This is a genomic window from Rhodococcus opacus (assembly GCF_012396235.1).
In the GTDB taxonomy this organism is placed as follows: Bacteria; Actinomycetota; Actinomycetes; order Mycobacteriales; family Mycobacteriaceae; genus Rhodococcus_F; species Rhodococcus_F opacus.
The window spans coordinates 62,808-80,957 of record NZ_JAAXPA010000005.1 but is presented as its reverse complement, the minus strand read 5'-3'; the positions used below and the strand labels follow the sequence as shown (position 1 = coordinate 80,957).

The 18,150-nt window shown below is 67.0% G+C and carries 17 protein-coding genes and 1 pseudogene; 10 read left to right on the top strand and 8 right to left on the bottom strand.

Annotation, left to right across the window (positions count from 1 at the left end):
- Positions 1 to 100 precede the first annotated feature (100 nt).
- From HGB39_RS08005 to HGB39_RS07995, 3 genes are read right to left on the bottom strand one after another with little or no spacing between them, the layout of a single operon-like run.
- The gene (locus HGB39_RS08005) at positions 101 to 1,204 is read right to left on the bottom strand and encodes an NADH:flavin oxidoreductase/NADH oxidase (RefSeq protein ID WP_064080356.1); all 1,104 of its coding nucleotides are present in this window, start codon (positions 1,202 to 1,204) and stop codon (positions 101 to 103) included.
- A gap of 28 nt (positions 1,205 to 1,232) precedes the next feature.
- Positions 1,233 to 1,634 (bottom strand): cupin domain-containing protein, encoded by a 402-nt coding sequence (locus tag HGB39_RS08000; protein WP_005250650.1) that lies wholly within the window; start codon positions 1,632 to 1,634, stop codon positions 1,233 to 1,235.
- A 41-nt stretch (positions 1,635 to 1,675) separates the two neighbouring features.
- A complete protein-coding gene (locus HGB39_RS07995) occupies positions 1,676 to 2,848 on the bottom strand; it encodes an acyl-CoA dehydrogenase family protein (RefSeq protein WP_005565854.1) in 1,173 nt (390 codons plus the stop codon).
- A gap of 294 nt (positions 2,849 to 3,142) precedes the next feature.
- On the opposite strand from HGB39_RS07995, the gene HGB39_RS07990 reads away from it, so the two are divergent.
- From HGB39_RS07990 to HGB39_RS07980, 3 genes are all read left to right on the top strand, one after another.
- Complete coding sequence (locus HGB39_RS07990; RefSeq protein WP_005565855.1) at positions 3,143 to 3,484, top strand: DUF485 domain-containing protein; 342 nt, start codon at positions 3,143 to 3,145, stop codon at positions 3,482 to 3,484.
- Entirely contained in the window at positions 3,477 to 5,063 is a 1,587-nt protein-coding gene (locus HGB39_RS07985) for a solute symporter family protein (RefSeq protein ID WP_005565857.1), read from the top strand. Before HGB39_RS07990 ends, HGB39_RS07985 begins: the two co-directional genes overlap by 8 nt.
- A 114-nt stretch (positions 5,064 to 5,177) precedes the next feature.
- Positions 5,178 to 5,495 carry an EthD family reductase gene (locus tag HGB39_RS07980; protein WP_005565859.1) on the top strand — a complete coding sequence of 106 codons (318 nt, stop codon included), beginning with the start codon at positions 5,178 to 5,180 and terminating at the stop codon, positions 5,493 to 5,495.
- 15 nt (positions 5,496 to 5,510) lie between these two features.
- Here the strand turns inward: HGB39_RS07980 and HGB39_RS07975 are convergent, their stop codons facing one another.
- Complete coding sequence (locus HGB39_RS07975) at positions 5,511 to 6,374, bottom strand: acyl-CoA thioesterase (protein ID WP_064080346.1); 864 nt, start codon at positions 6,372 to 6,374, stop codon at positions 5,511 to 5,513.
- A 188-nt stretch (positions 6,375 to 6,562) separates the two neighbouring features.
- Between HGB39_RS07975 and HGB39_RS07970 the strand changes: the two genes are divergently transcribed.
- The 5 genes and pseudogenes from HGB39_RS07970 to HGB39_RS07950 all read left to right on the top strand — a co-directional run.
- Positions 6,563 to 8,353, top strand: coding sequence for an acetyl/propionyl/methylcrotonyl-CoA carboxylase subunit alpha (locus HGB39_RS07970; RefSeq protein WP_064080347.1), 1,791 nt, complete (start codon positions 6,563 to 6,565; stop codon positions 8,351 to 8,353).
- A gap of 1 nt (position 8,354) precedes the next feature.
- Positions 8,355 to 9,104, top strand: a complete 750-nt coding sequence (locus tag HGB39_RS07965; protein ID WP_064080348.1) for an SDR family NAD(P)-dependent oxidoreductase — start codon at positions 8,355 to 8,357, stop codon at positions 9,102 to 9,104.
- Between the two features lie 53 nt (positions 9,105 to 9,157).
- Positions 9,158 to 10,723 carry an acyl-CoA carboxylase subunit beta gene (locus HGB39_RS07960; RefSeq protein WP_064080349.1) on the top strand — a complete coding sequence of 522 codons (1,566 nt, stop codon included), beginning with the start codon at positions 9,158 to 9,160 and terminating at the stop codon, positions 10,721 to 10,723.
- Positions 10,720 to 11,478: an SDR family NAD(P)-dependent oxidoreductase gene (locus tag HGB39_RS07955; protein ID WP_064080350.1), complete on the top strand. Its 759-nt coding sequence runs from the start codon at positions 10,720 to 10,722 to the stop codon at positions 11,476 to 11,478. The genes HGB39_RS07960 and HGB39_RS07955 overlap by 4 nt, the downstream gene beginning before the upstream one ends.
- Positions 11,479 to 11,600: 122 nt before the next feature.
- Positions 11,601 to 11,912 (top strand): annotated as a pseudogene (locus tag HGB39_RS07950) (WhiB family transcriptional regulator); the annotation flags it as partial.
- A gap of 355 nt (positions 11,913 to 12,267) precedes the next feature.
- Here HGB39_RS07950 and HGB39_RS07945 read toward each other — a convergent pair.
- From HGB39_RS07945 to HGB39_RS07935, 3 genes are all read right to left on the bottom strand, one after another.
- The gene (locus tag HGB39_RS07945) at positions 12,268 to 13,110 is read right to left on the bottom strand and encodes a mycofactocin-coupled SDR family oxidoreductase (RefSeq protein WP_005250628.1); all 843 of its coding nucleotides are present in this window, start codon (positions 13,108 to 13,110) and stop codon (positions 12,268 to 12,270) included.
- Positions 13,111 to 13,541: 431 nt separating this feature from the next.
- Positions 13,542 to 14,153, bottom strand: coding sequence for a TetR/AcrR family transcriptional regulator (locus HGB39_RS07940; protein ID WP_248949798.1), 612 nt, complete (start codon positions 14,151 to 14,153; stop codon positions 13,542 to 13,544).
- Between the two features lie 108 nt (positions 14,154 to 14,261).
- Positions 14,262 to 15,788 (bottom strand): class I adenylate-forming enzyme family protein, encoded by a 1,527-nt coding sequence (locus HGB39_RS07935; protein WP_005563096.1) that lies wholly within the window; start codon positions 15,786 to 15,788, stop codon positions 14,262 to 14,264.
- Between the two features lie 151 nt (positions 15,789 to 15,939).
- Between HGB39_RS07935 and HGB39_RS07930 the strand changes: the two genes are divergently transcribed.
- Positions 15,940 to 16,551, top strand: coding sequence for a LysR family transcriptional regulator substrate-binding protein (locus tag HGB39_RS07930; protein WP_005563098.1), 612 nt, complete (start codon positions 15,940 to 15,942; stop codon positions 16,549 to 16,551).
- A 9-nt stretch (positions 16,552 to 16,560) separates the two neighbouring features.
- Here HGB39_RS07930 and HGB39_RS07925 read toward each other — a convergent pair whose 3' ends face one another.
- Positions 16,561 to 17,415 (bottom strand): alpha/beta fold hydrolase, encoded by an 855-nt coding sequence (locus HGB39_RS07925; RefSeq protein ID WP_043788017.1) that lies wholly within the window; start codon positions 17,413 to 17,415, stop codon positions 16,561 to 16,563.
- A gap of 69 nt (positions 17,416 to 17,484) precedes the next feature.
- Here HGB39_RS07925 and HGB39_RS07920 point away from each other — a divergent pair, with 69 nt between their 5' ends.
- Positions 17,485 to 18,087, top strand: coding sequence for a CGNR zinc finger domain-containing protein (locus HGB39_RS07920; protein WP_005563101.1), 603 nt, complete (start codon positions 17,485 to 17,487; stop codon positions 18,085 to 18,087).
- Positions 18,088 to 18,150: the final 63 nt, after the last annotated feature.

Below are 18,150 nucleotides of genomic sequence, written 5' to 3'. Positions count from 1 at the left end.
AGTCCTCGGGACCCGGCGCGCTTACCACATACGAACGATTGTTTTCTTACGGTACCGGGTGGGCACCCATCCATGTCAACGATCGGCGCCCACCGGGAGATCAGGGGATGTTGCCGCGGTAGCGGGCCGACCGGTACGGGGTCGGCCAGTCGAGCGTGTCCTCGACGCCGAGTTCCTTTGCCGCCTTGAGCGGCCACATCGGCTCGCGCAGCAGGTTCCGTCCGACGAAAACAGCGTCCGCGGCTCCGTCGACGAGGACTTGCTCGGCCTGAGAGGAGTCGGTGATCAGCCCGACGGCCGCGACCGGCAGGGATGTGTCGTTGCGAATCCGGCGAGCGAACGGCACCTGGTATCCCGGTCCCACGGTGATCTTCTGCTCCGGGGTCAGGCCACCGCTGGAGACGTCGACGAGGTCGATCCCGGAACCCTCGAGCGAGCGGATCAGTGCGACGCTGCCGTCGACGTCCCAGCCGTCCTCAGCCCAGTCGGTGGCGGAGATCCGCAGCAACAGCGGCAACTCCTCCGGCCAGACCGCGCGAACCGCGGCGATGATCTCCCGCAGCAGCCGGGCGCGGCGGTGGGGGTCTCCGCCGTAGTCGTCGGTGCGCTGGTTGGTGATCGGCGACAGGAACTGGTGGAGCAGGTATCCGTGTGCGGCGTGGATCTCGACGACCCGGAATCCTGCGGCCAGCGCACGGGTGGCGGCTTCGGCGAAGTCGGCGACCACCTTCGCGATGTCGGCGACGGTCATCTCGCGTGGCACCGCCTGGTCTCCCCAGGCGGTCGCCGAGGGACCGACCGTCTCCCAGCCGCCCTCGCTGATCGGGACGGTGCCGTCGCCCTCCCAGGGAACCTGCGCGGAGGCCTTGCGGCCGGCGTGCGCGAGTTGGATACCGGGGATCGATCCGTGCTCCGTGACGAACCGGTTGATGCGGGCGAACGCCTCGAGCTGCGTGTCGTTCCACAGCCCGGTGCACTTGGGGCTGATCCGCCCTTCCGGGCTGACCCCGGTCGCCTCGGTCAGCACCAGGCCGGCCTTCCCCTTGGCGAACGAGCCGAGGTGCACCAGATGCCAGTCGTCGGGTACGCCGTCGTCGGCGGAGAATTGACACATCGGCGCCACCCAGAGGCGATTTCGGAAGGTCACACCGCGCAGGGTCAGCGGTGAGAACAGCCGCGTGCGATGAATAGTGGGTTGAGACAACACGAACTCCTAGGTCGGGGTGGTGCGGCTATTCCAGCGTCGAGCCGGCGTTCGGTCCCTCGAGGAACTTGTTGGGGGTCAGGAAGAAACACAGCACCAGTGCCCCGTTCGGCGCAGAGGCGCGGTGCTGGTTGCCCTGCGGTCGCCACGAGAAGTTCCCGACGGTGGTCTCGCCTTCCTCGTCGACGATGCTGCCTTCGAGCACCCAGGTCTGCTCGATCCGGACATGCTCGTGCAGCGGCAGAACCGATCCGGGCTGCCAGCGGAACAGGGCGGTGAGCAGACCGCTCTCCTCATCCTTGAGCAGCACCTTGATATCGATGCCTTCGTACCCGGAAGGGCGCCAGGGCAGGGCGTCGACGTCGACGTAGCGCGAGGCCAGCGGCGGAAGTGCGTTGAGTTCGTCGGCGAAGGGGGTAATGGCGGGCATGATGGTGTTTCTTTCTGTGTTGTGTTGTGCGGGTACGCGAGTCAGAACGACCGCGGCAATCCCAGGTACTTCTCACCGATGTGGTTGCGGAGCATCTCGTTGGTCAGTGGGGCGAAGGTGTAGAGGCGGGCGTCGCGGAACAACCGCTCCATCGGGTACTCCTTGCTGAACCCGGATCCGCCCATCAGACGCATGCCGGCGTCGGTGACGGCGACCGCCGCATCGGAGGCAGCGACCTTGGCCATGGCGCTGAGGATGTCGGCGCGCTTGCCGGTGGCGGTGGCCGCGGCGGCCTGGAGCATCAGGGCCCGGGCGGACTCGATCGCGATGGCGCCGTCGACGAGCCGGTGCTGGCCGGCCTGGAAGCTGCCGACCGGGCGCCCGAACACCTGACGCTGGCGGCCGTAGTCGACGGCGGCTTCCAGCGCGCCCCGCGCGATCCCGAGTGCGGCGGCGGCGGCGTTGAGTCGTTCCCCGTTGAGAGTGCCCAGCACCTGCCGGAACCCCTGGTCGACGTGCCCGAGGACGGCGGAGGCATCGATTTCGACGTTGCCGAAAGTGACCTCGCAGGTGTCGAGGCTGTGGATGGCGAAGGTGTCGAGTTCGCGCACGGTGATGCCGGGAGTGTCGGTCGGGACCACGAACATGGTGATGCCGTCGATCGGCGAAGACTCATGCGTCGAGGTCCGGGCCAGGACGATGAGATTCCTCGCGTGCTGCGGACCCGAGATCCAGGTTTTGGCGCCGTTGAGAATCCACCGGCCGTCGCCGGCCTGCTTCGCCCGGGTGCGCATGACTCGGGCGACGTCGGTGCCGCCGTCGGGTTCGGTCAGTGCGAAGGCGACCCGATCGCTGCCGTCGAGGAGCGGGGCCAGGACGGCACTGCGCTGCTGGTCGCTGCCGTACTCGGTGAGCAGTCCGACGCCCATGTACTGCACGACCAGGCACACCGCCATCGAGGTCGGGCCGGCGGCGAGCTCTTCGAGGACGATGATCTGATGTCGGGGGTCGGCGCCGGTCGTGCCGTCGGCCTGGGCGTCGAGTCCGATCAGCCCGGCTTCGCCGAGCGCCCGGTACAGCTCGAGGTCGAACGCGTTGGCGTCGTCGAGTTCCCGGACCCGCTGCGGGGGTGCATACCGTTCGATGATCTCACGCACCATCTCGCGCAGATCCGCTTGCTCCGTAGTGTCCGGCAGGGTGCCGCTTCCGATCATGAGACTCCTCCAACTCGGGGTGACCGCGCCCTTCGGGGTACAAAGGTGCGGCCGTCGCGCTGTGACCTGGTCACCCACCCCACGATACAAACGAACGCACGTTTTTCCAAGGGTCAGGCGACCACTCCTTCCACCTAGACAAACAAACACCCGTTCGTATAGCGTGTGTGATGCCCATTACAGAGGGCGCGCAGGCCGCGCGGTCCCACAACGCAACCGGCCCCGCCCTCACTCGTCGTGAACTCGCGTTTCACCCGCGAAAGACGGCACCGACCAGCACGAGAAAGGGTGACCATGCCTCCCACCGAGACCGCTGTCGACTGGAGCCGGCTCTGGTCGGATCCGTCGATGCTCCGCCTGCGACGTGACCGCCGAAGTTTCTTCACCGTTGCCTGGGGCGTTTTCGCGGTGGCGTTCTGCGCGCTCGTCGGCTTCGCCGCATTCGCCCCGGAGATCATCGCGAAACGTCCCGTCCCGGGTCTGAGCGTCGGGCTGATCCTGTCCCTGGCCTACGTCGCGACGGTGATGAGCCTCGGTGCCTGGTACGTGCGCCGCGCACGCCACTGGGACATCCTGGCCGCGGCCGTGCTGAGCGTGCCCGCCACCCGAGAGCGAGAGGTCGCGGGCAATGTCTGACGGATTCAACACCACGGCCGTCGTCGTCACGATCCTGCTGCTGGCGACCACCTTCGTGGCGACCTACTTCGCCTCGCGCCGCACGAAGACGTCGGCGGAGTTCTGGACGGCCGGGGGCGGTATGACCGGACGCAAGAACGGCACCGCCATCGCCGGCGACTTCCTGTCCTCGGCCTCCCTGCTGGGTTACGCCGGGTTGGCCTACCTCTACGGCATGGACGGCATCGTCTACGCGATCTTCGCCTGCGGGATCTTCCTGATGGTGATGTTCCTGATCGCCGAAAAGCTGCGTAATCTAGGGCGTTTCACGTTCGCCGACGCGCTCGCCACCCGGCTCCGGTCCGGTCCGGTCCGCATCGTCTCGGCGATCTCGACGCTCTTCATCTGTGTCTTCTACCTCCTCGCCCAGATGGTTGCCGGCGGTGTGCTGATGGAGGCACTCGCCGGGATCGACTTCTCCTGGGGCGTGGTGATTGCCGCGGTCCTCATGCTGACCTATGTGCTCTTCGGCGGCATGCTCGCCACGACGTGGCTGCAGATCATCAAGGCCGTGGCCCTGATGAGCGTCGTCGCGCTGCTGGTGATCCTGGTTCTCATCCGGATCGATCCCAACCCGCTCAACATCATCGAGCAGGCGGTCTCGCAGAGTAAATTCGGCGATCACTACCTGGCCACCGGCAACTCCTTCCAGGGGCCCTGGAACATCATGTCCATGGCAGTGGCCGTGACGTTGTCCGCGGTGGGCCTGCCCCATGTGCTGATGCGGTTCTTCACCGTCCCCGACGCCATCGAGGCCCGCAAGTCCGCGATCTGGGCGATCAGCCTGATCGGCGGATTCAACGTCCTGATCGCGTTCCTCGGCATCTCGGCACGCGCCGCCCTCGGTGCCGGCGGGGAGGAAATCGCCGGCAAGGGCGGCAATCTCGCCCTGCCCGCCTTGACCGTCTGGCTCGGCGGCGGGGACGGCTTCGCGTCCGACCTGCTGCTGGCGCTGGTGGTCGCGGTCTCGATCGCCACGCTGCTGGCGGTATCGGCCGGCCTGGTGCTCAGCGCGTCGAGCACGATCGCCCACGACCTGTGGGCCAAGACCTTCCACCGGCCCGAGCGGGAGGAGATGACGGTCGGCCGGATCGCCGCGGTGGCGTTGGTGATCGTCACCGTCGGTGCCACCCTGGCCATCGGCGGCACCCAGAACGTGACCTTCCTGGCCACGCTGGCGACCTCCACCGCGGCCAGCGCGAACTTCCCCGTCCTGATCATGACGCTGCTGTGGCGGCGGATGCGCACCCTCGGGGCCGTAGTCGGGGCGCTGTCGGGTCTGCTGACGGCGCTGGCGCTGATTCTGACCGGTCCGCTGGTGTGGCCGAGTCTGGCTCCGCTGCTGTCGGATTCACTGTCGACCACAGCGCCCTTCCCGCTGGCATTCCCGATCCTGCTGTCGGTGCCCGCCGGATTCCTCGGGTGCATCGTGGGCAGCTACCTCAGTCGTGAGCCCGCAAATGACGCCGCCTTCGACGAACTTCAAGTGCGTGCCCTGACCGGGGCAGGTCTGGACAAGACGAAGACCCTCGCGCACTGATCCCCTCACGGCGGCGTTCGACCGGAAGCTGTCATCTCCGGCCGAACGCCGCCGTGCATTCCCGAATGGTCGCCGAACTTCTACCGTCGCCGACCCCGACTGAAGGAGAATTGTATGTCCGTCAAGATCGTTGCGCTGATCACGTCGAAGTCCGAGCTTTCTCGCGACGAGTTCCTCCGGTACTGGAACGTCGAGCACCCCCAGTACGTATGGAAGCTCCCGGAACTCGAGCGCTACGTGCAGAATCCGGCGATCGAGCATCGCACGGAATGGGCGTACGACGGGATGGCGGAGCTGTGGTTCCCCTCCGTCGCCGCGGTGGCCCAGGCGTTCTCCTCGCCGGAGGCGGACGCCGTCCGCGAGCACGAGGAAGAGTTCATCGGGAACATCACCTGGTTCCTCGCCTCCGAGTCGGAGATCGTGCCGGTCTGAACGGCGCCGTCGAGGTCAGGGTTCGCGCAGAACGCCCTCCTGGGAGGCCGACGCGATGCGCGCACCCGCCTCGGTGGTGAAGTCGCAGGTGCACAGGCACCGGCCACCGGTGGCGATCGGGCTGACCTGCCGACACAGCATCCAGTCGTTCATCGAGAACCGGCGGTGAAACCACATCGCGTGGTCGATGCTGGCACCGGCGATCACCCGGTTGCCGTACCAGGAGCGCCCGTGCGGCATCAGCGCCGGGTCGAGCAGGGTCAGGTCGCTGACATATGCCAACAGGGCAGTGTGCAGCAGCGGCTCGTCCGGGACCGTGGTGGCCGCGCGCACCCAGAATTGCTGCTCGGGATTCCGGGTGCCGGCCGCGGCCAGCGCCTCGGGATGTTCGAGAAAGCGGAAATCGAAGGGGTGGGGTTGCGACCACCACTCCGGCAGCATCGCACTCTCGCCCTCGAGTTGCTCGTGCAGCGGCAACAGTTCGTCCGGTGCAGTCTCGGTCAGGGGCGGGGACCATTCGTGCTCAGGGCCGTCCTGCTCGGTGGCGAACGAGAGCTGCAGTGTCGCCAGCACATCATCGCCCTGGGTCGCGGTGACGGCGCGAGCGCTGTAGGAGCGGCCGTCTCGCAGGATCGTCACCTGATAGGCGACGGGCGCACCAGGGTCTCCACCCCGCAGGAACAGCGTATGCAGCGAGTGCGGATACCGGTCGGCGGGCACGGTCGCACCGGCCGCCATCACGGCCTGCGCGAGAACCTGTCCGCCGAAGAGCCGGGGAAGTTTGCGCACCGAGGTCGGACCATCGAACCGGTTCACCCCCGCGGGGGTCACTCGCAGAGCGTCGACCAGGGACTCGAGTTCTTCGGCAGAGGCAATCACCGTCCGCGCCCTCTCTGTCGTCGACCCCACCTCACGGATGCGGCGGGGACCATCGTTGACCGTTACCACATCTGACGGTACCGTAAGCGAACGTACGATTGTTTGTCTAAGCGACATGGTCTTACGAAGGCGACCCCACACCGGGGCGTCCATCGCACAGGTATTTCGAAACCCCAAGGAGTCCGGGCATGTTGTCCAAGGTCCTCGTCGCCAACCGCGGCGAAATCGCGGTCCGCATCATTCGCACGTGTGCAGAGGCCGGTGTAGCCAGCGTCGCCGTGTACTCGGAGGCGGATGAGAAGGCACTGCATGTGCGGCTGGCCGACGAGGCGGTCCTGCTCGGCGCGGCCTCCGCGTCGGAGTCGTACCTGGCGATCGACAAGATCATCGAGGCCGCCAAGAGCACCGGTGCGCAGGCCGTGCACCCCGGCTACGGCTTCCTGGCCGAGAACGCGGCGTTCGCCAAGGCCGTGGAAGACGCGGGATTGATCTTCATCGGGCCGCCCTCCTCGGCGATCGAGGTGATGGGTTCGAAGATCGCCGCCCGTGATCTCGCCGCGAAGGCCGACGTCCCGCAGGTCCCCGGCTCGCAGGGCACCATCGCCTCCGTGGCGGACGTGATCGCGTTCGGTGACGAGCACGGCTACCCGGTGGCGATCAAGGCCACCTACGGCGGTGGCGGCCGCGGCATGCGGACGGTCGCCTCGGCCTCGGACGCCGAATCCGCGTTCGCCTCGGCCAAGCAGGAATCCGCTGCCGCGTTCGGTCGTGACGACGTCTACCTCGAGCGGTACCTGTCCAGCGCTCGCCACGTCGAGGTCCAGGTATTCGCCGACACCCACGGCAATGCCGTGTGGATCGGCGACCGCGACTGCTCGGTGCAGCGCCGCCATCAGAAGCTGATCGAGGAAGCACCCGCCCCCGGCCTGTCGGACGAGCTGCGCCGCGCCATGGGCGAGGCGTCGGTCCGCCTGGCCAAGCAGGTCCGCTACGTCGGCGCCGGCACCGTCGAGTTCCTCGTCGAGGCCGACCGGGAGGCCTTCTACTTCCTGGAGATGAACACCCGCATCCAGGTCGAGCACCCGGTCACCGAAATGACCCTGGGCCTGGATCTGGTCGCCGAGCAACTCGCCGTCGCCGCCGGCGAACCGCTGTCGATCACCGAGTCCGGCGCCGCCCCGCGAGGGCACGCGATCGAGGTCCGCGTCAACGCCGAGGACACCCGCGGCGCCCTGTTCATGCCCAGCCCCGGCCCGATCGCCACCGTGCAGGCACCCACACGGGCCGGCGTCCGCTGGGATGGGGGCTACGAATCCGGCGACGAGGTCCAGCCGTACTACGACAGCCTGGTCGGCAAGCTCATCGTGTGGGCGCCGACCCGGGACCGCGCCCTGGACCGGCTGACCCTCGCCCTCGACGAGCTGATCATCGACGGCGTACCCACCACCGTCCCTGCCGCACGACAGGTCATTGCGCACAAGGACTTCCGCAACGTCGCCATGCACACCAACTGGCTCGAGCGCGACATCGACTTCGCCTCGCTGCTGCCGCCGGTCGAGGACCTGTCCGACACCGATGCCGAGGACACCGAGGAGATGCTGCCCCGCAACGAGGGGTGGGTCGGTGACCGCCGCTACGTCATCCCGTTCTTCACCCCCGCCGGCCCGGCCGCTGCCGCGCCCGTCGCCGAGCCGCAGGCGCGCCGCGCCGCGACCGGCGGACCACGGAAGAAGCGGGGCGGCGGCGCCGCCGCGAGCGGTGAGGCCAAGAGCCCCATGCAGGGCACGGTCGCGCAGATCGACGTCGAGGTCGGCGCCCAGGTCGAGGCGGGGCAGGTGCTGATGGTGCTGGAGGCGATGAAGATGCAAAACCCGATCCGCGCCGCCGTTAACGGTGTCGTCGAGTCCTTGCACGTCGAGGTCGGGCAGGTCGTGGCGGCCGGAGCATCCCTGGCCACCGTCGCGGCGGCAGGTGAGTGAGATGACCACACCCGCAGGGCCGCCGGTCGCGGTCGTCACCGGCGCCGGAGGCGGACTCGGAGCCGTCACCGCCACGGTGCTCGGCGAACTCGGCCTGGCGGTGGCCTGCGTCGACATCGACGAAGTCGCTGCCAAGCGCACCGCCACCGAACTGGGCAACAACGGGGTCACCAGCGCCGCGTACGGCGTGGACATCACCTCCGAATCGGCGGCCGGCTCGTTGGTCGACGCGGTGCACGTCGACCTCGGCCAGGTATCCCATCTGGTCAACATCGCCGGCATCCTGCGCCGCACCCATCTCGCCGACACCACCGCCGACTCCTGGCGGCAGGTCATGGACGTCAACGTCACCGCCCCGTTCCTGCTCACCCAGGCCTTCGCGGACGATCTGAAGGCCGCCGAGTACGGGCGAGTGATCAACTGCGCGTCCTTCGCCGGCACCCGCGGCTACGAGTACCCCGCCTACGCCGCCTCCAAGGCCGCACTGATCAACCTGACCAGCTCCCTGATGTTCGACTTCTGGGGCACGGCGGTCACCGTGAACGCCGTCGCCCCCGGCGCAATGGTCACCCCCATGCTCGACCGCCCCGCAGCAGAGCGGATGGCGGCCAAGACACCGACCGGGCGCATCCTCGACCCCGACGACGTCGCCGCAGTCATCGGTTTCCTCGCGGGCCGCACCTCACGCGGGGTCAACGGCACCACCACCGTGATCGACGGTGGCGCCTCACTGCTGTTCAGCTACAAGTAGCGCCCCCACCGACGATTCGTAATCCACTACCTCCGAAACAGTTTGGAAAGATCATGACTGACACTCTCGACGAGAAGACCACAGCGGCCCCGGTAGGCCCGCATGAAGAGCTCGAGACGCGGCTGGCCAAGGCTCGGCTCGGTGGCTCGGAGAAGCAACGCCAGAAGCAGATCGATGCCGGCAAGATGCTCGTGCGCGACCGGTTGGAACTCCTGTTCGACAACAGCTGGTCCTTCGAGGACGGCCTGCTCGCCCGCTACGACGAAGGGCTGCCCGGCGACGCCGTCGTCACCGCGGTCGGCAAGGTCGACGGCCGCGATGTCGTCGTCATCGCCAACGACTACACCGTCAAGGCCGGCACCTGGGGCAAGCGCACCTTCGAGAAGATCGTCCGCGCCCAGGAACTCGCCGACTCCACCGGCACCCCGATCGTGTACCTGTTCGACTCCGCGGGCGCCCGCATCGACGAACAGTTCGAAAGCTTCGTCGGCCGCCGTGCCTGGGGCAACATCTTCTACAACCAGGTCCAGATCTCCGGCCGCGTCCCCCAGGTCTGCGCCCTCTTCGGGCCCTCCCCCGCCGGCTCGGCCTACGTGCCCGCGCTGTGCGATCTGACGATCATGGTCCGCGGTCACGCCACCGCCTACCTCGGCTCCCCCCGCCTGGCTCAGATGGTGACCGGCGAGGACGTCACCCTCGAAGAGATGGGTGGGGCGGAGATGCACTCGACCGTCTCGGGCCTGTCCGACGTCCTCGTCGAGGACGACGCGGAAGCCATTGCCGCCGTGCGTGTGTGGCTGTCGTTCCTGCCGTCGAACTGGCAGCAGGAGCCCCCGATCACCGCTCCGGCCGACCCGTCCGGTGCCCGGACCATCAAGGAGATCGTCCCCGAGGTCGAATCCGAGATCTTCGACATCCACGAGCTGATCGACTCCCTCGTCGACGACGCCAGCTTCTTCCCGTACAAGGATTTGTTCGCCCCGGAACTGGTCACCGGATTCGCGCGCCTGAACGGCCAAAGCGTCGGCATCGTCGCCAACCAGCCCACCGTGAAGGGCGGGGTGATCTTCCCCGACTCTTCCGACAAGGCCGCCCGGTTCATCTGGATCTGCAACGCCTACAACATTCCGATCCTGTTCCTGGTCGACATCGCCGGCTACATGATCGGCTCCGAGGTCGAACGCCAGGGCATCATCCGGCACGGCGCGAAGATGATCTTCGCCGTCTCCGAGGCCCGCGTGCCCCGCATTACGGTGCTGCTGCGCAAGGCATACGGCGGCGGGTACCTCGCGATGTCCGGTGCCCCGATGCAGCCGGACGCCCTGATCGCGCTGCCGACGGCCAAGCCCGCCCTGATGGGCCCGGACGCCGCCGTGAACGGCATCCACTACAACCGCATCCAGGCCATCGAGGATCCGGAGGAGCGGGCCGCGTTCATCGCCGAGAAGCAGGCCGAGTACGCCGCCGGGATCGACGTGTTCAAGATCGCCAACGAGAACGCCGTCGAAGCGGTCGTGCCCGCGAACGAGCTGCGCAACGAGCTCACCCAGCGTCTGGCGCTCTACCGGAAGCGGGACCGCACCGCGCCCGCCCGCCGAAATGGCGTCACCCCGGTATGAGCGCGCCGGTGCTCGCTCCGCGGCGGGAACGTCTCACCGGTGTCGTCACCGGTGCGGGCACCGGGATCGGCCGGGCCTGCCTCGAAGTGCTGGTCGACCACGGCGCCCGCGTCGACGCGTGGGATCGCAGCGACGAGGCGCTGGCAGATCTTGCCGGGCGTGAGGAGGTCGCTGCCCGTACCGTCGATGTCACCGATGCGGCGGTGGTCGCATCCGCAGCGTCGGCGGCGTTGAAGCACTGGGGCCGCATTGACTTCGTGATCAACTGCGCAGGCGCGTTTTTGGTCGGTCCGCTGGCCGACGTCAGTGCCGCGTCGGTGCGTGCACTGTTCGAGGTGAACGTACTCGGGACGACGGTGGTCACGCAGGCGTTGCTCCCGGCGCTCAAGAGCAGCCGGGGGTCCATCGTGAACGTGGCCAGCTCGGTTGCCCTCAAACCGACCGCCAGTAACGCTCACTACGCGGCTTCCAAAGCGGCGGTCGCGCACCTGACCCGGTGCTGGGCCCTCGAGTTGGGGCCTGAGGGGGTTCGGGTCACTTCCGTCGCTCCCGGACCGACGCCGACCGAGATCTACCGGACCGCCGGGATGAGTGCGGAGCAAGAGTCGACGCTACTCCGCGAGCGGGCTGAGGCTATTCCACTGCGCCGGGTCGGCGATCCCGTCGACACCGCCCGGTGGATCGCACGGTTCGCGCTCGAGGACGACTGGACGACCGGCGTCGTTCTTCCGGTGGATGGTGGAATGGCGCTCTGACGCCGCGTCCTCGCCATTCACTTTCAGCACCCGGATCCCGGGCCCTCACGACGAGGGCCCGGGATCCGGGTGCCTTCCGTCGGTCAAGTCAACCTTCGACTCCGAAAGCGACCTACCCCGCAGTGCCTGATCATTCGAACCACCACATCGACCGGGACTGGCAGCACCGCGCCTCCTGTCTCGGCACCGACACCGAGAGGTTCTTCTCCCCCGACGGTGAACGCGGCAACGTCCGCGCCCAGCGTGAGCACGCCGCCAAACCGATCTGCCAGGACTGCCCCGTGCTCGCCGAATGCCGCACCCACGCCCTCACCGCCACCGAGGCTTACGGCATCTGGGGTGGCATGTCCGAAAACGAGCGCGCCCGCCAGACCAGACGTACCCGCCTCGCGTCCCGGCCCGGGGAGTGCGTCGCGCCACCGGACCCTCGAACCGCGCCGGACCCGAGCACGTCACGAGGTAGAACGGTCACGGCCACCCACTACGACGCACCGAGAGTCATCGAATCCGGCGAGTCCGCAGGAACGTCTCTCGAACAGAGGTCGGCCAGCAGGGAGGACGCGCGGTCGCCCGCCGTGTACGTCGAGGACGTGCGTGATCCCGACACAGTCCGACGAATCACCTGCACCGGCCATCGGGCACGTATGAGGCACCCTCACTGAGCAGAGGCGAGAAGACACGCAGCGCAAAACCACTGCCCCTTCACCCGCGACGGAAACGTCTCGGGTGAAGGGGCAGTGGGGATGGTCCCGCGGCCAGACTTGGATCGGCCACGGAATCCGACGGCTTCTAGCCGCCGACCTTCTGACTTGCGCCGGCGTCGATGGGCAGGTTGATTCCGGTGATGTACCGCGACTCGTCCGAGGCCAGGAAGAGCACAGCGTTGGTGATGTCGATGGGTTCGACCCACGGGATGTTCGGGAGCGAGTGCATCGTGGCGAACGCGTCGCGGGAGTCCTCGAGCGTCGGGTGCGCGAGGTCCGGACGGAAGAGTCCGTAGAAGGTTTCGTTCTGCAAGAGCTTGGTGTTGACGTTCGTCGGATGGACCGCATTGACACGGATCCCCTTGGGGCCCAGCTCGTTCGCGAGGGTGTGCATCAGTCCGACGATGCCGTGCTTGGCGGTGACGTAGTGGCCGACGTTCGGGTAACCATTCAAGCTCGACGTCGATCCGGTAAAGATGACCGAGCCACCTTCGCCCCGCTCGACCATGTTCGGCACCGCGGCCTTGACGGTGTGGAAGACACCGGTCAGGTTGGTGTCGATCATGTCGTTCCACTGCTCTTCGGTCAGGTCCAGGACCTTGTTGGCCGAGATGATGCCTGCGTTGGCGCAGACGATGTCGATACGGCCGAACTCGGCGAGGCCGTCGGCGACCGCAGCCTCCATCTGCTTCAGGTTGCGCACGTCGGCCTGCGCGATGACGACGCGGCGGCCCAGCTCCTCGACCAGTCGCGCCGTTTCCTTCAGGTCGTCGAGCGACGCCATCGGGTACGGCACACTGCCGATCTGGTCGGCGATGTCGATGGCGATGATGTCAGCGCCCTCTTTGGCCAGCCCCAGTGCGTGTGAACGGCCCTGGCCGCGTGCGGCCCCGGTAATCAGGGCGACCTTGCCCTCCAAGCGGCTCATTGAGTTTCCAATCTCTCGATGTACGACCCTGCCGATGTCGGCGGAGCAACCAACAAACGTACGTGCGTTTGTTTAATTAGAGTGTGATGTGAGCGACAGCAAATGTCAACCATGCGTGCCGGGTGAGACGAGGGCCCGCTGCATGCACCATTGCGGCAGACGGGCACCACAAAAAGATCAACAGAGTCCGGGAAGCATTCTCCGCGAAAACATTACCGAGACAACGGGACGAACAGCGCAGCGATCCCACGTGCGTGCGCGGCCGTAGCCATCGATCGGGGACGCCCGCAACCACGCACCGCGCTGCCGTGCATCCAGCGATATCCTCGCCACCCACCGCTCCGGGGCATTCGTTGGGTGTGTCACCAAAGTTGTCAGCCCGCACCCCGGGCTGGCGCCCCGGGCGCGGGCTGAACGGATATACGGTCGGGTCAGGCGGCGTTCTCGACGCCGAGCTGGCGCAGCGCCATCTTGATGTAGGTGTTGACGACCTTGTCGAGCGACTTCGGGCCGCCAGGCTTGTACCAGGACGAGACGTGCGCACCCTGAGCCAGTATCGAGTACGTCTGCAATTTGGCATCGAGGATGTCCGCGCCGGTTTCCTTGGCCACATCCTTGATGAGTTTCTGCAGCAGGCGCTCGTACTCGGCACGCTTGGCGAGGACCAACTCCAAGTCTCCGTCGCTCAGTGCCCGGAGCTCGGTATTGCCGATGAACGTCTCCCGCGCATGCTCCGCGTGATAGCGGATGTGGCAGTCGACCGCCGCCTTGAACCGGTCCAGCGCACTCCCATCGACGCTGACGAGCGCTTTGTTCACGGCTTCGAGGAGTTCGTCCATGACCGACACCATGATGTCGGTCAGCAATTCTTCTTTGCCGCTGATGTGGTTGTAGAGGCTGCCGACCTGGATGCCGACCTCGCTCGCAACGGTGCGCAGCGACGTGGCCTCGTAGCCGTGCTCGTAGAACAGGCTGGCCGCGGCCTCCCGTATAGCGACGTTGGTGCGCGCGCCGCCGCGCGTCACCCGGGTTGCTCGCGTCACTGTGCCCCCTCCGAGGTAAATTGGACGGTCCCCGAAGGGGCCGGCAAGCGGTCTCAGGAACAATCGTACGTTAGTCGATCGTATTCTCGCTGATTGTCGGCACGGTTGTCACCAGCCCATCGTCGCCCGGATGTTGGTTTTGACAATCTTGCCGCTGGGATTCATCGGCAGGGCGTTCGGGCCCACGAGCGCGATCATCTTCGGGACCTTGTATCCAGCCAAGTGCTTGCGCAGGAACGTGGCGATCTCCGTCTCCGTGACGGTCTGACCCGGCCGAACGGCGATCACCGCTCGCACTTCCTCGTCCCACTCCTCACTCGGCACGCCGAGGACGGCGGCTTCCATGACAGCCGGGTGCGTGTGGAGCAACTGCTCGATCTCCGAGCTGTACACGTTCTCGCCACCTGTCTTGATCATGTCCTTGGCCCGGTCGCGGAAGTACAGGTAGCCATTTTCGTCGCGAACCGCCAGGTCACCGGTACGCAGCCACCCGTTGTCGAGCACCTCCTTGGTGGCCTCCGGTCGACCGAAGTATCCGGTCATCAGATTGGGGCCGCGGACGCAGATCTCTCCGATCTCTCCCACCGCGGTCGGGGCACCGTCGTAGAGATCACGCAACTCGACCTCGGTGAGGAGGTATTCGGTGCCGATCGAGCCGTCGATCTCCGGCCGGAGCATGTCCTGCGGGAGCAAACGGGTGACCATCGGCCCGGCTTCGGTGAGGCCGTAGCGGAAGAACAGGTCGACGTCCGGGATCAGTGCCGACACTGCCAGCTTGTCCGGCATGCGCAGCAACCCGGCACCGGTGTGGAGAGCCTTGAAATTGTTGCGGAACCCATCGGTGTCGAACGTGCCCGACTTGAGCATGCGCCGGATCATGTTGGGCACGAGGAACATGTTGGTGATCGACTCGCGGGCGACGAGGTCCGCGATCTCCTCTTCCACGAATTTGTGGACGAGGACCGAGCTGTTCCCCGTGACGTAATGGGGCAGGAACCAGCACAGCAGTGCGGCGGAGTGGAAGAGCGGGGTGACGACCAGGCCGCGATCGTTCGGGCGGCCACCGATCCGGCAGTCGGCGATTTCGTTGACTGCGTTGGTCAGGATCGCCGAGTGCGAGAGCACGACCCCCTTGGAGAAGCCGGTGGTGCCGCCGGTGAACAGGATGCAGGCAGCATCCGATGCTTGAACCGGCACATCCTTGATCGGTTCCGATCGCAGCAGGTGATCGAATTCGTCCCCCTCGTGCACCACGGCGACCGGCGCTTCGAGGTCATCACCGGCCAGGACCTCCGCGATGGCGGCGTCGAAGCCATCGCCGACGAGTACGACACGGGCGCCGGTCTCGTTGATGCCGTGGGCCAGCTCCTCGGTTGCCCATCGCCAGTTGTATGGGACAAAGGCGGCGCCGGCGGCGACGATTCCCAGGAAGGTTTCGATGCCGAAGGCGGTGTTGCCCGCCAGCACGCCGACGGTGTCACCGGGTTTGACACCCTGCGCCCGAAGGCCGGCGGCAATCCGCCACGCCCGGTCTGCGAGTTCTCCATGGGTGAGCCGGCGCGTACCGTCGAAGATCGCTTCGCGTTGGGGCACCAGCCGCTCGTTGCGACGAATAGCGTCGACGAGAGTAAACATCGTTCTCCTTAGCCGTACAAGAGCCGTACAAGTGTTGCTGTGGTCTTCAACACTACGTTAGGCGTACGTACGTTCGCTAGTCCTACGGTTCTGGAATTCCCGCCGACTTGCAGCGAATGCCGAATGACCGCCCTCTGGGGCAAGACAGCTAATGGCTCGCGTACCGCGACGTCGATACCTGAGGTCAGGACTGAACGACATCATCGAGCGGGACACCCGCACCGTGTACGACGTGGTCCAGCGCGGAGATGCCGACATCGGCATCTCGACGTTCCCTCCACCCGGGTCGATGGAGACCCGAGTCATCGGCCGCGCCCCGGTGTGCGCGCTGGCATCACCGGAACATCCCCTGGCCGGACAGACCCAAGTCGCCTTAGCCGACCTCGTTCGAGAATCGCTCATCCTGATGCACCGCAACAACGCTGCCCGACTCGCATTCGACACCGCCACCGCCGGCCAAGGCCTCGCCTACGTCGACCCCCGGGTTGTGTCAGTGACATCTGTGGCCAGAGCACTCGCCGCATCGGGCCAGGGGGTTGCTGTACTGACCGATCAACCCCTCTTCAACCTCATCCGCGTGCCGATTCAGATCCCCGAAGGCATCCTCGCCGTCACCCTCTATGCGGGCTGGGATCCCGAACACTTCGCCGCGCCCGCAGTGTCGGCACTCGTCGATTCGATCTCCGACTACCACCGAAACGTCCTGACGCCGACGGCGGAGATCACGATCGCCGACCCACTGCACACGCCCGACCGACCGTGACACCGGCGTTCACTGCGCGAGGAAGTCGGCGAGAGCCTGCGCCACGAGGGCGGGCTCGTCCTCGGTGAGGAAGTGCCCGGCACCGGGCACGAGCGTCGCTCGCGCCCCGGGGATGCGGCGCGCGAGATCGTCGGCGAACGACCGGTCCAGCCATTCGTCGTCCGCACCCCACACGATCTGCACCGGCACCTTCACGGTGCCGAGTTTCTCGACGACGTCGGCGGTGTCGCGTTCGTCGAAATATTGGACCTGGTCGAGGTAACGCTGCTGCCCGCTCGCGCCCGCGAAAGGACCGAGGTAGGCCTCCGCGACGGACGCCGGCAGCCGACGACGGGTCGCGGTGTCGAGGTGGGCCTCGGTGATCCGCTGGAAGATGTGCGTCGGCATCGTGCGGTACACGTCGAGGTGGCGTTGCATGTGCTGCGCCACCGGCGTCACCCACGGTGAGAGCACCGCCGCGTCGAGGAGGGCGATGCGCCGGACCGGGACTCCCTCGACGAGGTGTGCCCGGAGCACCGTTGCCGCACCGATGTCGTGGCCGACCAGCACAGGCCGCTCGAGTCCCCAATGCTCGACCAGCCGGGCGAGCACGCGCGCGTGCGTGCGGATCGCCACCGGCTCGCCGGGAACCGGTGGCGAGTCACCGTAGCCCGGAAGGTCCCAGACGTATACCGTGTTCTGCTCGGCGAGGCGGGGAATCACCGCGCGCCACAGATACGACGACGAGGGCGTGCCGTGCACGAGAACGACGGGCGGGCCGTCGCCGAAGACTCCGGCCGCGACGGTGGCGCCGTCCACCGTGAGCCGGTCGGGCAGGCGCCACCGGTCGGTGTCGACCGTGTTGGCGATCTGCTGTCGAGTCATGATCATCCTCCCGAGACGTAATGGTTAAACTGGCTTGGTAACCATTACGCTAGACGGAGGACGTAAGCGATGCAACTGACTTTCACCGATTACACTTTCGGGGCATCGGTGGCGACGGCGCTCGTCCTCACCGCCCCGGAGGTGCTCGTCGCGACCGGTGACGCCCTCACCGACGGCGAGTCGCTGCATGCTTTCCTCACCGAGCACGGCATCGTCCCCGGCGACCGGCCGGCGACCGGCGCCGATCTGGACGAGGTTCGTGCGTTGCGAACACGCGTGCGCGACATCGTGGCCGCGCCGAACGAAGAGGCGATCGTCGACGGGGCCAACCAACTCCTGCGCGTGGCCCGCACCGCCCCCTTCCTCGGGCGCCACGACGGCACATGGACGTGGCACCTCGAGACCGCACCCGAGTCGGCCCTCGCCGACGACCTGGCCGTCGTCATCGGAACGGGCCTGCTCGGAACCGTGGCTTCGCTAGGACCGAACCGGTTCCGGTCGTGCGAATCCCCTTCGTGCAACGGAATTTTCGTCGACACCAGCCGGGCGGGCCGGCGCCGGTTCTGCATGCCCCAGGTGTGCGGAAACCGCGTCAACGTGGCGAACTTTCGCGCCCGACGCCGTCGCGAACAGCAGGACCGCCCCGGAACGGGCCCCACAGGCGCCGGGTGAGGAGTCGATGCCGATACGACCACCACCACCGGCGCCGGGTCATCGTGTGGGAACAGCGAGGAG